16 protein-coding genes are annotated in these 13,386 nt (G+C 65.5%); 6 read left to right on the top strand and 10 right to left on the bottom strand.

The window, feature by feature from the left end:
- Positions 1-42: 42 nt before the first annotated feature.
- The 5 genes from AC24YW_RS05025 to AC24YW_RS05045 all read right to left on the bottom strand — a co-directional run bounded on the left by AC24YW_RS05025 (position 43) and on the right by AC24YW_RS05045 (position 5,756).
- Entirely contained in the window at positions 43-1,917 is a 1,875-nt protein-coding gene (locus AC24YW_RS05025; protein ID WP_487481855.1) for a TRAP transporter large permease, read from the bottom strand.
- Positions 1,918-1,931: 14 nt separating this feature from the next.
- Entirely contained in the window at positions 1,932-2,957 is a 1,026-nt protein-coding gene (locus tag AC24YW_RS05030; protein ID WP_487481668.1) for a TRAP transporter substrate-binding protein, read from the bottom strand.
- 167 nt (positions 2,958-3,124) lie between these two features.
- Complete coding sequence (locus AC24YW_RS05035) at positions 3,125-4,135, bottom strand: transketolase family protein (protein WP_487481669.1); 1,011 nt, start codon at positions 4,133-4,135, stop codon at positions 3,125-3,127.
- Entirely contained in the window at positions 4,132-4,977 is an 846-nt protein-coding gene (locus AC24YW_RS05040; RefSeq protein ID WP_487481670.1) for a transketolase, read from the bottom strand. Before AC24YW_RS05040 ends, AC24YW_RS05035 begins: the two co-directional genes overlap by 4 nt.
- 17 nt (positions 4,978-4,994) lie before the next feature.
- Positions 4,995-5,756 (bottom strand): SDR family NAD(P)-dependent oxidoreductase, encoded by a 762-nt coding sequence (locus tag AC24YW_RS05045; protein WP_487481671.1) that lies wholly within the window; start codon positions 5,754-5,756, stop codon positions 4,995-4,997.
- Positions 5,757-5,891: 135 nt separating this feature from the next.
- Between AC24YW_RS05045 and AC24YW_RS05050 the strand changes: the two genes are divergently transcribed.
- Positions 5,892-6,779, top strand: coding sequence for a LysR substrate-binding domain-containing protein (locus tag AC24YW_RS05050; protein ID WP_487481856.1), 888 nt, complete (start codon positions 5,892-5,894; stop codon positions 6,777-6,779).
- A 152-nt stretch (positions 6,780-6,931) separates the two neighbouring features.
- Positions 6,932-7,342 (top strand): GFA family protein, encoded by a 411-nt coding sequence (locus AC24YW_RS05055; RefSeq protein WP_487481672.1) that lies wholly within the window; start codon positions 6,932-6,934, stop codon positions 7,340-7,342.
- A 22-nt stretch (positions 7,343-7,364) separates the two neighbouring features.
- Here the strand turns inward: AC24YW_RS05055 and AC24YW_RS05060 are convergent, their stop codons facing one another.
- From AC24YW_RS05060 to AC24YW_RS05070, 3 genes are read right to left on the bottom strand one after another with little or no spacing between them, the layout of a single operon-like run.
- Positions 7,365-8,540: an MFS transporter gene (locus AC24YW_RS05060; RefSeq protein WP_487481857.1), complete on the bottom strand. Its 1,176-nt coding sequence runs from the start codon at positions 8,538-8,540 to the stop codon at positions 7,365-7,367.
- On the bottom strand, positions 8,537-9,898 hold the full coding sequence (locus tag AC24YW_RS05065; RefSeq protein ID WP_487481673.1) for an NAD(P)-binding domain-containing protein: 1,362 nt from the start codon (positions 9,896-9,898) through the stop codon (positions 8,537-8,539). The genes AC24YW_RS05060 and AC24YW_RS05065 overlap by 4 nt, the downstream gene beginning before the upstream one ends.
- Positions 9,899-9,946: 48 nt before the next feature.
- Positions 9,947-10,264 (bottom strand): ArsR/SmtB family transcription factor, encoded by a 318-nt coding sequence (locus AC24YW_RS05070; protein WP_487481674.1) that lies wholly within the window; start codon positions 10,262-10,264, stop codon positions 9,947-9,949.
- A 126-nt stretch (positions 10,265-10,390) separates the two neighbouring features.
- On the opposite strand from AC24YW_RS05070, the gene AC24YW_RS05075 reads away from it, so the two are divergent.
- Genes AC24YW_RS05075 through arsC form a run of 4 tightly spaced genes read left to right on the top strand, consistent with a single transcriptional unit; the run spans position 10,391 to position 12,372 of the window.
- Positions 10,391-10,753 carry an ArsR/SmtB family transcription factor gene (locus tag AC24YW_RS05075; RefSeq protein WP_487481675.1) on the top strand — a complete coding sequence of 121 codons (363 nt, stop codon included), beginning with the start codon at positions 10,391-10,393 and terminating at the stop codon, positions 10,751-10,753.
- On the top strand, positions 10,746-11,273 hold the full coding sequence (locus AC24YW_RS05080) for an arsenate reductase ArsC (protein WP_487481676.1): 528 nt from the start codon (positions 10,746-10,748) through the stop codon (positions 11,271-11,273). The genes AC24YW_RS05075 and AC24YW_RS05080 overlap by 8 nt, the downstream gene beginning before the upstream one ends.
- Positions 11,273-11,974: an aquaporin gene (locus tag AC24YW_RS05085; protein WP_487481677.1), complete on the top strand. Its 702-nt coding sequence runs from the start codon at positions 11,273-11,275 to the stop codon at positions 11,972-11,974. The genes AC24YW_RS05080 and AC24YW_RS05085 overlap by 1 nt, the downstream gene beginning before the upstream one ends.
- On the top strand, positions 11,971-12,372 hold the full coding sequence (gene arsC / locus AC24YW_RS05090; RefSeq protein ID WP_487481678.1) for an arsenate reductase (glutaredoxin): 402 nt from the start codon (positions 11,971-11,973) through the stop codon (positions 12,370-12,372). Before AC24YW_RS05085 ends, arsC begins: the two co-directional genes overlap by 4 nt.
- A 28-nt stretch (positions 12,373-12,400) precedes the next feature.
- Here arsC and AC24YW_RS05095 read toward each other — a convergent pair whose 3' ends face one another.
- Both AC24YW_RS05095 and AC24YW_RS05100 read right to left on the bottom strand, forming a co-directional pair.
- Positions 12,401-13,165 (bottom strand): hypothetical protein, encoded by a 765-nt coding sequence (locus AC24YW_RS05095; RefSeq protein ID WP_487481679.1) that lies wholly within the window; start codon positions 13,163-13,165, stop codon positions 12,401-12,403.
- Positions 13,166-13,167: 2 nt separating this feature from the next.
- Positions 13,168-13,380, bottom strand: coding sequence for a hypothetical protein (locus AC24YW_RS05100; protein WP_487481680.1), 213 nt, complete (start codon positions 13,378-13,380; stop codon positions 13,168-13,170).
- Positions 13,381-13,386 lie beyond the last annotated feature (6 nt).

A 13,386-nucleotide genomic window follows, 5' to 3' on the forward strand; every position in this document is an offset into this window, starting at 1 on the left:
TGGTCGGCGGAGCCGCAGCTCTGCGCTACGGCTACTCGTGCCTCACAGGAAGCCTGTCGATATCCACGGGATCGCGGCGACGATCAGCGTGCCGATCAGCAGGGCGACGATATAGCCGACGATCGGCCTGATGCCCTCGTCGGGACTGATACGGCTGATCGCGCAGGCCGCGTAATAGCCGACGCCGAACGGCGGAGCGAACAACCCGATGCCCATGGCGAGAACGACGACCATGGCGTAGTGCACCTCGTGCACGCCGACCTGGCGGGCGATCGGAAACAGCAGCGGCCCGAACAGCACGATGGCCGGGATGCCCTCGAGCACGCTGCCGAGGATGACGAAAGCCACGATGGTCACGCCAAGGAAAACAGGTGTGCCGCCGGGCAGCGCCGTCATGAACTTGGCGAGCGAGGCCGAAAAGCCCGATTGCGTCAGAGCCCAGGCCATGCCGGTCGCGGCGCCGATGATCAGCAGGATCGCGCCTGACAGTGACGCGGTCTCCACCAGCATGGGATAGAGCCGGCGCCAAGAGAACTGCCTATAGATCAGAAGCCCGGTGAGAGCCGCGTAGACGATGCCGATGGTCGACACCTCGGTCGCGGTCGCAACGCCCTCGACCACGGCCGCGCGGATGACAAAGGGCAGCGCCATCGCCGGAATGGCGAGGACGAAGGCGCGGCCGATCTCCCTTCCCGTGACCCGCTTCACATGCGACAGGTCCTCGCCGCGGTATCGCCACCAGACCACAGCACAGAGGCCGATCGCGAGCACGATGCCGGGCAGCAGGCCACCGGTGAACAGCGCCGCGATCGAGACACCCGTCACCGAGCCGATGGTGATCAGCACCAGCGACGGCGGAATGGTCTCCGTCTGCGCGCCGGTCGCGGCGAGCAGCGCGACGAGATCACCGGGCTTCGCGCCGCGCTTTTTCATCTCCGGAAACAGCACCGGCGCCACGGCCGCCATGTCGGCCGCCTTCGAGCCGGAGATGCCCGACACCAGATACATCGCGCCGACCAGCACATAATGCAGGCCTCCGCGCACATGGCCGAGCAGGCTGGCGAGGAAGCCGACCATGGCGCGGGCCATGCCAGTCATCTCGATCAGCAAACCGAGGAACACGAAGAGCGGCACCGCCAGCAGGATCAGATGGCTCATGCCCTCGTCCATGCGCCCGATGATGACGACATCGGGCGTGCTCGTCGTCAGCGCCAGATAGCCGACGGTGGCGAGGCCGAAGGCGAAGGCGATCGGCACCGCCGCCAGCACCATCGCGCCGACGATGATCACGAAGAAAATAAGGAGGTTCAGATTGCCGAGCGGTTTCAGGACCGGCGCGATGAGGACCAGCGCGGCGATGATGCCGGCGACGAGTGCCATGGCCGCGAGCAGGTTGCGCAGCCCCGAGATGCGGACGAGCCGCAGGAGCGCCGCGATCAGCATCAATCCGATCCCGACGGGCAATGCCGCGGCCCGCCAGCTGTTGACGATCTCGAGTGCCGGTGTGGTGATGAACAGCTCGTCCGCCGCGAATTCGTAGGCCGGATGGATCACCAGCAACAGGAACGCCAGCGACGCCGCTGCGGCAACGACGTCGAGGAATGCTCGCGCGTTCGGCCCGAGCATGCCGATGATGGCCGTCATCCGCATGTGCTCGCCGCGCTGGAACGCAAGCACCGAACCGAGCATCGCGAGCCACAGAAACAGGATGCCGGCGAGCTCGTCCGCCCAGACGATCGGGGCGTGAAAGACATATCGTCCGACGATGCCGGCCGACAAAACGACGATCTCGGCCACCACCAGCAGCGCTGCCGGGATCGCAACCACATGACCAAGCACCCTGTTGGCTGCCACTGCCCACCGGTGCGCGATGGATTGAGGTGCCGCGGCTACGGCAGCCTGATGGATTCCATGCATTTGGTTGATCGCGGTCATGACAGCTTGCCCGCTGCTTTCTCGAGCTGCGCCCAGGCCTCCTCGCCGAACTTGCCCTTCCAGTCCGCGTAGAAGCTCGTCTTCGCCAGGGCCTGGCGGAACGCGCCGCGGTCCACCTCGATGAATTGCATGCCCTTGGCGGTGAGATCCGCGCGCAGCGTGTCGCTCAGCTTGGCGATGTCGGCACGCTCGTCCCGGGCCGAGCGATCCAGCTCGCGCGTCACGATCGCCTGCACGTCCTTGGGCAGCTTCTCGAAGGCGCGCTTGTTGCCGAGGATCCAGTAATTGTCCCAGACATGGCCGGTCAGGGAGCAGGTCTTCTGCACCTCGTAGAGCCGGGCGGTCGCGATGATCGGCAGCGGATTCTCCTGCCCGTCGACCACTTTGGTCTGCAGTGCGGAGTAGACCTCGTTGAAATTGATCGGCGCAGGCCCGGCGCCGAGCGCCTGGAACAGCGAGGTCAGGTTAGGGGCTGCCGGCACGCGCAGCTTGAAGTTCTTGAGGTCCTCGGGCGTCCTGATCTCGCGGCCGGAGGAGGTGACGTGGCGGAAGCCGTTGTCCCACGGGCTCGACACCGCCATGATCGGCATCCGCGCGATCTGCGCGCGGATATAGGCGCCGAGCTCGCCGTCCATCGCCTTCCAGACCGCGTCATAGCTCGTGAAGAGAAAGCCGAGATTGACGATGCCGGCCGCGGGCACCAGCGTCGCGAGGATCAGCGACGACAGGTTGAAGAACTCGACGCCGCCGTTGCGGACCTGCGTCAGGAGATCGGTATCGGAGCCGAGCTGGTTGGCCGGGAACAGGTTGATCTCGAGCCGGCCGCTCGTCGCCTCGCGGATGCGGTCGATCGCTTCCTTGGCGCGGATATTGACCGGATGCGTGGGATCCTGCCCGGTCGCGAGCTTGTAGGTGAATTCCGCGGCCGAAGCCGGACGCGTAAGAATGGCGCACAGTGGCACGGCGGCGCCGGCCATGAGCAGCTTACGACGGCTGAGAGTGGTCGGCTTGCGCAAGGTCATCGTTTTCCTCCTGTCGAGCATGGATTGGTCGATCTGCGGCGATGACTCGTCGCCGCCATTGTTGCTGCCGGCCGGCTCTCGATGCGCCGGCATTTGCACAGCAGCCGTCGTTCTCCGCAGCAATGCCGCGAAGCATGTCGGTTGCGCCGGTCGTAAAGCGGTGGCAGCTAGCGCAGCCATTCCTTGATCTGCCGCTTCACTTCCGCGGTCGAGATACCATAGCGGTCATGCAGCGTCGGCAGCGCGCCGGCGGCGAGAAACTCGTCGGGAAGCCCGATCTGCCGGAATGCGGGATGAACGCCAGAGCGCATCAACAGCGTCGCCACCGCCTCGCCGAGGCCGCCGATCACGGTGTGGTTCTCGGCGACCACGACCAGGCGACCTGGCTTGCGCGCTTCGCGCAGGATCGCCGCGGTATCGAGTGGCTTGATCGTCGGCACGTGCAGGACGGCTGCGTTGACGCGGTCGTCCGTCAAGGCCTGGGCCGCCTCCAGCGCGCGCATGGTCATGATACCCGAGGAGACGATCAGAACATCGGTGCCGTCGCGCAGCAGCGCGGCCTTGCCGAGCTGGAAGCGGTAATTGTATTCGTCGAGCACCAGCGGCACCTGTCCGCGCAGCAGCCGCATGTAGACCGGCCCGCGATGCGCGGCGATGGCCGGCACGATCTGCTCGATCTCATGCGCGTCGCAAGGGTCGATCACCATCATGTTCGGCATCGCGCGGAACAGCGCGAGGTCCTCGGCCGCCTGATGGCTCGGGCCGTAGCCCGAGGTCAGGCCGGGCAGCGCGCAGGCGATCTTCACGTTGCGGTCTTCTTCGGCTATGGTCTGGTGGATGAAGTCGTAGGCCCGGCGCGAGGCGAACACCGCGTAGGTCGTTGCGAACGGCATGAAGCCTTCGGCCGCCAGCCCCGAGGCTGCGGCGAACAGCAACTGCTCGGCCATGCCCATCTGGTAGTAGCGATCGGGAAAGGCCTGCGCGAAGATGTGCAGATCGGTGTATTTGCCGAGATCGGCGGTCATGCCGACGACCTCCTCGCGGCCGCGGGCGAGCTCGACGAGCGCGTGCCCGAACGGGGCGGGCTTGGTGCGCTGTCCTTCCGACGCGATCGAGGCGATCATGGCGGAGGTGGTGAGGCGCGGCTTGGCCGAAGGGGGCGATCCGGCGGACGTCATGGCTGCTCTCCCGCGTTCAGGGCCGAGAGCGCGAGCTGCCATTCGTGCGGCTCGACGCGGATGAAATGATTCTTCTCGCGCTGCTCCAGGAAGGGAACGCCCTTGCCCATCAAGGTGTCGGCGACGATCATGCGCGGCTTCGGCTCGGCATGCGTCATCGCGGCATCGAAGGCGCCTACGACCGCGTCGAGATCGTTGCCGTCGACGCGCCGCACGAACCAGCCGAAGGCCTCCAGCTTGTCCACCAGCGGCTCGAAGCCGAGCATCTGCCTGGAGGGACCGTCGGCCTGCTGATTGTTGACGTCGACGATCGCGATGAGGTTATCGAGCTTGTGATGGGCCGCCGACATGATGGCTTCCCATTTGGAGCCTTCGTCGAGCTCGCCATCCGAGAACAGCGTGAAGATTCGCGACGCCGATTTCTTGCGCTTCAGCCCGAGCGCCATGCCGACGGCAATGCCGAGGCCAAGGCCGAGCGAGCCGCCGGACATCTCCATGCCCGGGGTATAGGAGGCCATGCCCGACATCGGCAGGCGGCTCTCGTCGAAGCCGTAGGTTTCGAGCTCCGCCTCGGGAATGATCCCGGCCTCGATCAGGGCCGCATAGAGCGCGATCGCGTAATGTCCGTTCGACAGCAGGAAGCGGTCGCGGCCTTCCCAGGCAGGATCCTCGGCGCGAAAACGCATCGCGTGGAAATAGGCCACCGCCAGCACGTCGGCGATGTCGAGCGCCTGGGCGATATAGCCTTGGCCCTGCACCTCGCCCATCAACAGAGCATTGCGGCGGATGTTGCGGGCGCGCTGCGCCAGCGTCGGCGCGTTTGCGAGTGTCGGTGTCGCCATGTGTCTCCCCTTCCCGCTCAGTGGATCAGCATGCCGCCGTTGACGTCGATGACGGCGCCGGTGACGTAGGCCGACAGGTCCGAGGCGAGGAAGGTGTAGATGCCGGCGACATCGGCCGCTTCGCCGAGCCGGCCGAGCGGAATGCCTTCGAGGATCTTCGTCCGCATCTCGTCGGTGAGCTTGCCCGCGGTGATGTCGGTGCCGATCAGGCCCGGCGTCACGCAATTGACGCGGATGCCGTCGGGCCCGAATTCGCGCGCCATCGCCTTGGCAAGGCCGAGCACGCCGGCCTTGGCCGCCGAATAATGCGGTCCACCGAAAATGCCGCCGCCGCGCTGTGCGGAGACCGAGGACATGCAGGCGATCGATCCGCTCTTGCGCTTTCGCATATGCGGGATCACGGCCTGCGACAGGAACAGGATGCCCTTGAGGTTGACATCCTGTATGCGGTCCCAATCTTCCGGCGTTATGTCGAGAAGCTTCACCGGCTGGGTCACGCCGGCATTGTTGATGAGGATGTCGATGTGGCCGAACCTTCCGACGACTGCTTCGACGGCCTTGATGCAGGCCTGCTTGTCGGTGACGTCCAGGGCGAGGCCGAGATGCGGCTCGCCAGCGACCGGTTCCAGGCCGCGTGCGGCGGCTTCCGCGGCCAGAGCGTCGATGTCGAGTATGGCGACCCGGGCGCCTTCGGCGGCAAAGCGGCGGGCCGTTGCGAGGCCGATGCCCCGCGGCGAGGCTGCTCCGGTGATAATGGCTGTCTTGCCGCGTAGCAGCATTGTGATCCTCCCTAAATGGCCGTTGCCGGCACCTGGTCGCGCCGCTGTTCTTGACCCGGGTGAATAGGCCCCTGCCGCCGTTCCCACAAACGCGCTGTTGTCTTGCTCAGGTGAATTTGGTTCACTCATGGGATGCTGCTGTCGAGTATCCCCATATCCTCCATCCGCGCCTTCGAGGCGGCCGCGCGCACCGGCTCGTTCCGAGATGCCGCGAACGAGCTTCACCTCACTCCGAGCGCGGTCAGCCACGCCATTCGCAAGCTCGAAAGCGCGATGGGCACGATCCTGTTCGAACGCAGCGCCCGCGCGATCCGCCTGACGCCGGCGGGCGCCAACCTGATGCGTCATGCCGGCGCCGCTTTCGACAATCTGCGCCGCGGCATCGAGGAGGTCGCAGGCCGCGGCCCGCAATTGCTACGGGTGCATTGCGCACCGAGCTTTGCCGCGCAGTGGCTCGCCCCGCGCCTTGCCCGCTTCATGGCCGCCGAGCCCAAGCTCGAGGTCCGCCTCGCGGCCAATACCGAGTATGCAAGGTTCAGCAACGACGATTTCGACATCGACATCGTCTATGGCCAGCCACGGGCCGAAGGGGTCGAGATCATTCCGCTGGGCGAGGAGACCGTGACGCCGCTCTGCACTCCCGAGCTCGCGAAGAAGATCCGCAAGCCGAAGGACCTGGTCGATCAGGTGCTGATCCGCTCGGAAGTCAAGCAGGTGCAGTGGCATCAATGGTTCAGCGCAAACGGCCTCGAAGCGCCGGCCATTCACGGCATGCGCTTCGATCGCAGCTTCCTGGCAATCGCGATGGCCTCAAGCGGCCTCGGCGTGACGCTGGAATCAACCCGGCTGGCCGAACGCGAAATCGCGACCAGGCGGCTGGTTGCGCCGCTCGCTCGACGTTCGGTCGACATGCGCTATGTCGGCCACCATCTCGTGTTTCCGCGCGCAGGCCAGCAGCGCCGTTCGATCCGCGTGTTCGCCGACTGGATCACGCGCGAGCTTGCGGCCGGCCGCTCGGCTTGAACCGTCGCGGTCCCTGGAACACAGCCGGCCAACCACGCGATGGCAGCAGCTGTCAGGCGACAGTACGACGCAATCCCGGCTTGGCTGCGTTGTTGAAGCCACCGGGCACGAGAGCTATCGATCTGAAAAGTCATCTTCGATCGGAGGAACGCATGAGCAAAATCACCGGCGGCTGTCACTGCGGTGCAATCCGCTACGACGTCGAGGGCGACGCGATCGTGCACGCGCTTTGCCACTGCCGCGATTGCCGGCTTCACGCCGGGGCTCCGGTCGTCGGCTGGACGATGTACCCGGAGGGCGCGGTCAAGGTGACGAAGGGCGAGCCGAAAGTTTACCGCTCTTCGGAACACGGGCGGCGGCACTTTTGCAGCGCGTGCGGAACCGGACTGTTCTACGTCAATGCCGACATGCTGCCGGGTGTCATCGACATCCAGAGCGCGACCTACGACGATCCCGAGGCGGTGCCCGCCACGATGCAGATCCAGGTCGCCGAGCGCCTGCGCTGGATGGAGCATGCGCACGAACTGCCGGCATTCGAGCGCTATCCGCCGCAGCCGGAGTAGCACCCCATTTCGGCAATGCAGCCTATGCGTTCCGATCAGCACGGAGCAGCAGAAGCGCGAAGAACGCAGAGACCGAGGCCAGCGCGCCGATCCAGAGCGCGCTGCTGCCGAGATGCTCCACCATCAGTCCCAGCGCAAGCGGCGCGAAAGCGCCCGTTGCCCTGGAAGGCAGCGAAATCATCCCGATACGCCGGCCGAATCCTACCGGCCCAAACAGCGCCAACGGCAGCGTACCACGGGCAATGGTGATGATGCCGTTACCGGCGCCATACAGCACCGTGAAGACCGGTGCGAGCATGGGGCCGCCCGCGACCAGCGCAAGCACGCCGATCGGATTCATGAGCAGGGCGAGCCGCGCCGACAGCAGCGGATGAAACCGGCCAAGCCATCCTGCTTCCAGCAGGCGGGCACCGACCTGCGCCGGTCCGACCAAAGCTCCTGCGAGCAACGCCTGTGCTGGCGTGGCGCCGAACGCAACCAGCATGGTGGGCAGAATGGCCGAGACTCCGGAGCTGACAAAACTCGCGGCCGCAAACATGTACGCCAGCAGAATCATTGCGAAGGTTTCGCTCTGGCGGCCGGGTTGCTGGCTTGCGCTCGCGCTCGGTCCGGCCTCCTGACGCAACGGAGCGGCGCGGGGCAGCGCAAGGTTGAGCGGCAAGGCAAGGCCGATGTGGATCACCGCCCAAAGCTGGCAGGCCGCGCGCCAGCCATACTCCGTGGCGAGCCACGTCGTGAGCGGCCAGCCGAGTGTGCTGGCGAAACCCGCGATCAGGGTGATGCCGGTGATCGTTCGTCGCGCATCGGCGCCGTAAATGCGCGCAAGCGTCGCGAACGCGGCTTCATAGAGACCCATGCCCATGCCGATCCCGAGCAGGGTCCAGGCTGCGATCAGCACCGCTACGCCATTGGTCACGGACAGCAGCAGCAAGCCAGCCGCGAAAACGAGGTTCGAGACCGCAAGCATGCTGCGCCCACCGAACGTATCGATGGCGTGCCCAACGCGCGGACCAATCAGGCCGGAGATGACGAGTGCGCCAGACAGCACGCCGAACACGTAAGTCGGCGCGAGTCCGAGATCGCTCGCGATCGGCGCGGCCAGGATCGCAGGAAGATAGTAGCTCGACGCCCACGCGATGGTCTGCGCGGTGCCGAGCGCGATGACGACGGTGAGCGGGCCGGCAGCGCCTCGGCTCATGAGCAACCGCACCCCGCACCGCCCGCCTTCTTGGCGGATTCATCCGCGGCACAACAGGCCGAGGGTTCGGCCTTGGCCGGGCCGCCGCAGCATCCCGCCGCGGCGGCGGACGCCACGCTGGCGCGTGTGCAGACGCCGGTCTCCGGCAGCACGAGCTCGACCCGTGCCGCGGCCCTCTTGTCGCCGGCGATGTCGGCGGCGATCGAACGGACCTGCTCGTAGCCGGTCATCATCAGGAAGGTCGGCGCCCGGCCGTAGGATTTCATGCCGGCGAGATAGAAGCCCGGCTCATCATGCGCCAGCTCGCGCGCGCCGTGAGGCCGCACCGTTCCGCAGCTATGCTCGTTGGGGTCGATCAGCGGCGCCAGCGCGATGGGCGCCTCGATCGCCGGATCGAGCCGCAGCCGCAGCTCGGACAGGAACGAAAGATCGGGCCGGAAGCCGGTCGACACCACCAGCTCGTCGGCAACCACACTCCGCACAGCCGAGCCGGCGCCTGCCGAAATCCTGAGGCGGCCTTCGCGCTCCGAGATGTGGGTGACAGCGAAACCGGGCTCGACCGCGATCTTTCCGGCAGTCACGAGCGCGGCGAAGGTCGCGCCGAGCTCGCCGCGCGCGGCAAGCTTGTCGTTGCCGCCGCCGCCGAAGGCCTTTGCCGGATCGTCGCCGCGGAGCAGCCAAACCGGCCTGGTGCCGGGCACCTCCTCGGCGAGCAGTGCGAGATCGATCAGCGTGCCCAGCGCGGAATGGCCGGCACCGAGCACGGCGACGGTCTTGCCCGCATACCTGTCGCGAGCGGAGCCGCGCACGGCCGGCATGCCATAAGCGATGCGGCCGGCGCATTCGCTTTCGCCGAACGCCGGCAGACCGTTGCTGCCGGCGGGATTCGGCGAGAACCACGTACCGGAGACGTCGATCACGGCATCGGCGCGCAGCATCTCGTCGCCTTTGCCGTTCCGGTAGCGGATCTCGAACGACGCTTGGTCCCGCCCCTTCGTCTTCGCCTTGTCGAAGCCGGCGCGGCTGATCGCCATGACGCGGCTCGAGGTGCGGATCGTCTCGCGCAATGGCGTTCGCGTCGCCAGCGGCGCGAGATAGCGATCGATCAGTTCGCCGCCGGTCGGATAGGAGCTCGGGTCCGGCGAATTCCATCCGGTCGGCGCAAGCAGGCGCGCCGCCGCGTTGTCGACGTTGTATTCCCAAGGCGAGAAGAGCTGGACGTGCTGCCATTGCCGCACCGCATGCCCGGCCTCGGGTCCGGCTTCGAGCACGACAGGAGACATGCCGCGTTCGAGCACATGAGCTGCGGCTGCGAGGCCGACCGGCCCCGCCCCGATGATGGCTACGGTCTTGTCCATTTCGAAATCTCCATCCTTCTAGAATTATGGAATTACTGAGCAAATGAATCAGGCTGCGGTCTGGGCATCCTTGCACCCCACTTCTTCCGCACAGCACTCCGCGGCCAGGAAGTCGACCAGCCCGCGCATGGCGTCGAAATTGGCGCGGCAAATCAGGGTCGTCGATTCCCTGATCTGACTGACCAATCCGACCGAGACCAGGGTCTTGATGTGGTGCGACAGCGTGGAGGCCGGGATCTTGAGCTTGTCCTGCAATCGGCCGACCGGCATGCCCGCGTGCCCGGCCCGGACCAGCGCCCGGTAAATCTGCAGGCGAGTCCGATTCCCCAGGGCTTCCAGGCGTGCTGCTGCGTCGTCGATCTTCATGAGCGACACGATGTGCCCGCGAACATCGATTGTCAAACGATATTTCTAGAATATTGGAAATAACCGCTACGCCATGGCCGGAGGCCCGGATTGACTCGGCACGCGTAATTCCATAAATCTGGATATATGGAAACAGAGCAAGCCGTCCTGGCGCTCGCCGCGCTGTCGCAACCGACCCGTCTGGAGGCGTTCCGGACGCTGGTCAGGCACGAGCCTGAAGGTCTTGCGGCCGGCGATCTCGCGCGCCTCTTGGAAGTCCCGCAAAACACGCTGTCGGCGCATCTGTCGATACTGAGCCGCGCCCGCCTCGTGTCGTCCGAGCGGCATAGTCGCTCGATCGTCTACCGCGCCAATCTCGGCGAATTTCGCGACGTCGCGCTCTTCCTGCTGCGCGATTGCTGTGGCGGACGGCCGGAAGTTTGCGACCCCGTCGTCGAGTCCTTGCAATCGTGCTGCTCGCCAAGACGAAAGGAGCGAAGCCGTGTCTGATCACAGGTTCAACGTCTTGTTCCTATGCACCGGCAACTCGGCGCGATCGATCCTGGCCGAGTCGATCCTGCGCAAGGACGGCGGCGGCCGCTTTCAGTCCTTCTCCGCCGGCAGCACCCCAAAAGGCGCAGTCCATCCGTTGGCGTTGCGCACGCTGGAGAGCATCGGCTATCCCACCGACGGAATGCGCTCGAAGAGCTGGCTGGAGTTTGCCGCTCCGGATGCACCGGTGATGGATTTCGTCTTCACCGTCTGCGACAACGCAGCCGGTGAGGCCTGTCCGATCTGGCCGGGTCAGCCGATGACGGCACATTGGGGCATCGAAGATCCTGCCGCGGCAGAGGGCTCAGAACTGGAGAAACAGGCGGCATTCGTCACCGCGTTTCGTTATCTGAGAAACCGCATTGCTACATTCGTGAACCTCCCGCTGAGGAGCATCGACAAGCTTTCGCTCGGCACCAAGCTGCGCGAAATCGGCCGCTCCGAAGGCGCAACCGATCCGGCGCCGAAGGCCGGCTGATGGACAGTTTCGATCTCCCGCGGCGCCTTGCGGCCGAAGCGCTCGGCACAGGCATTCTCGTCGCCACCGTGGTCGGCTCCGGCATCATGGCGGAAACGCTGACCAAGGACGTCGCGCTTGCACTGCTCTGCAACACCTTGCCGACCGGCGCCATCCTGATTGTCCTGATCACGGTGCTCGGCCCGATCTCCGGCGCACATTTCAATCCCGCGGTGACGCTCGTCTTCACCGGCAAGCGCGAGCTGCCGGGATACGAGGCTGCGCTCTATATTGTCGCGCAGATCGCCGGCGGCATCGCGGGAACGGTGGCGGCGCATCTGATGTTCGGCCTGCCGCTGCTCGACCTCTCGACGAAAGTCCGAACCGGAGGGCCGCAATGGTTCGCCGAAGCGGTCGCTGCGTTCGGGCTGGTCGCGACGATCCTGGCCGGCATCCGGTTTCAGCGGACGGCGATCCCCTGGCTGGTCGGCCTCTACATCACCGCGGCCTATTGGTTCACGGCCTCCACCTCGTTTGCCAATCCAGCCGTGGCCATTGCGAGGTCGCTGACCAACACGTTCTCAGGGATTCGGCCCGCCGACCTGCCCGGCTTCATCATTGCCGAGCTGTGCGGAGCGTTCGCCGGCATGCTGCTGATGAACTGGCTGCTCGGACGCTCACGCGCGTCCGCCTCGGTCGCAATCACGGAGACAGCTCGATGACCGTCACGATCTATCACAACCCCGCCTGCGGCACCTCGCGCAACACGCTGGCGATGATCCGGCAGAGCGGCACCGAGCCCGTCGTCGTCGAATATCTGAAGACGCCGCCCTCGCGCGACAAGCTCAAGGAGCTGATCGCGACCATGGACATTCCCGTCCGCGCGCTGCTGCGCGAGAAGGGAACGCCTTACAAGGAGCTTGGCCTCGACGATCCCAAATGGAGCGATGACCAACTCCTCGATGTCATGATCGCCCATCCTATCCTTATCAACAGGCCAATCGTGGTGACGCCAAAGGGCACGCGCTTGTGCCGGCCGTCGGAAGCCGTGGTGGATCTCCTGGACAATCCGGTCGGCCGCTTCGTGAAGGAAGACGGCGAAGTGGTGGAAGCGCGATAGGGCTGCAAGCGCGCTTCGGAAGGTTCGGCTATCCCAGCAAGCCCTTCAAGCCCGCATAGATCGAGCCGACGCCGGTCGCGGCAACGCCGACCAGTGGCCCCGCGGTCTGCATGAGGTTCTGAATCAACCGGGCGCGGCGGCGCAGCTGCTCCTCTCCGACATGCTGGCCCAATAGACGCGCCATGCGGAAGGCGAATGCATTCGGCTTGCCGCCCTGGGTCAGCACGCGCGGCAATATCTGGAAGACCATGACGCTGAGAATGTTACCCGAGACGAAGGCGAGCAGGATACTGGCGCCATATTCGAACACCTCCCGCCATTCGATCCACACCGCTGGAAGGATCGAGACATCATCATGGATCCCGGTGACCGTCAGCATTGCGAGGATGCTGACAGTTGCGGTCAGGAACGCCAGCACGAATGCCGCCAGGACGTAGACCCTGTGCAGCGGATAGGCGACAAATCCGAACAACAGCGGTACGGCAATCGACGCGATCCGAAGCGGGATCGGCGACAGGTTGAAGGTGATGGTCACAAGCACATGCGCGATCACGAGCAGCAGGGATGGGATCGCGACATAGAGAACCGCATGCGTTCCGTAGTAGCGCAGCGGATTGTTGTAGCGCTCGAGACGGACGTTGACGCGATCGAGATCGCGCCTGAGCTTGTCCAGCTCCGCAACGATCTCGTCGATCTCGAGAAGGGTCGGCCGCACAACGCGCAAGTCGCGCGAACAATGCTTGCACGCGATGGCTTCGTCCTTGATCGTCTCGGCGCAGAACGGACATTCCATCGCTAGCGCGACTTCCTTCGCCTCATGATGGCTTCGATCTCGTCTCTGGCCCTTCGCAGTTCATCGCGCAACGCTTCGCGCTTGCGCAGGAGATCGTCGCGTTCGGCGATCAGCGTCGCGGGGGGCGCGATGTCGCGCCCGCACGACGCACAGGCCAGCGCACCCTCGGGATTTTCGGACCGGCAGTACGGGCAGCTCACTTGGGCAAAGCTCACTTGGTA

Source organism: Bradyrhizobium sp. USDA3516 (genome assembly GCF_057651995.1).

Excerpts from the sequence above, each read along its gene's own strand:
- AC24YW_RS05025 (WP_487481855.1), bottom strand. The coding sequence starts at position 1,917 with ATGCATGGAATCCATCAGGCTGCCGTAGCCGCGGCACCTCAATCCATC.
- AC24YW_RS05030 (WP_487481668.1), bottom strand. The coding sequence starts at position 2,957 with ATGACCTTGCGCAAGCCGACCACTCTCAGCCGTCGTAAGCTGCTCATG.
- AC24YW_RS05045 (WP_487481671.1), bottom strand. The coding sequence starts at position 5,756 with ATGCTGCTACGCGGCAAGACAGCCATTATCACCGGAGCAGCCTCGCCG.
- AC24YW_RS05055 (WP_487481672.1), top strand. The coding sequence starts at position 6,932 with ATGAGCAAAATCACCGGCGGCTGTCACTGCGGTGCAATCCGCTACGAC.
- AC24YW_RS05095 (WP_487481679.1), bottom strand. The coding sequence starts at position 13,165 with ATGGAATGTCCGTTCTGCGCCGAGACGATCAAGGACGAAGCCATCGCG.
- arsC (WP_487481678.1), top strand. The coding sequence starts at position 11,971 with ATGACCGTCACGATCTATCACAACCCCGCCTGCGGCACCTCGCGCAAC.
- AC24YW_RS05035 (WP_487481669.1), bottom strand. The coding sequence starts at position 4,135 with ATGACGTCCGCCGGATCGCCCCCTTCGGCCAAGCCGCGCCTCACCACC.
- AC24YW_RS05065 (WP_487481673.1), bottom strand. The coding sequence starts at position 9,898 with ATGGACAAGACCGTAGCCATCATCGGGGCGGGGCCGGTCGGCCTCGCA.
- AC24YW_RS05075 (WP_487481675.1), top strand. The coding sequence starts at position 10,391 with ATGGAAACAGAGCAAGCCGTCCTGGCGCTCGCCGCGCTGTCGCAACCG.
- AC24YW_RS05040 (WP_487481670.1), bottom strand. The coding sequence starts at position 4,977 with ATGGCGACACCGACACTCGCAAACGCGCCGACGCTGGCGCAGCGCGCC.
- AC24YW_RS05085 (WP_487481677.1), top strand. The coding sequence starts at position 11,273 with ATGGACAGTTTCGATCTCCCGCGGCGCCTTGCGGCCGAAGCGCTCGGC.
- AC24YW_RS05060 (WP_487481857.1), bottom strand. The coding sequence starts at position 8,540 with ATGAGCCGAGGCGCTGCCGGCCCGCTCACCGTCGTCATCGCGCTCGGC.
- AC24YW_RS05070 (WP_487481674.1), bottom strand. The coding sequence starts at position 10,264 with ATGAAGATCGACGACGCAGCAGCACGCCTGGAAGCCCTGGGGAATCGG.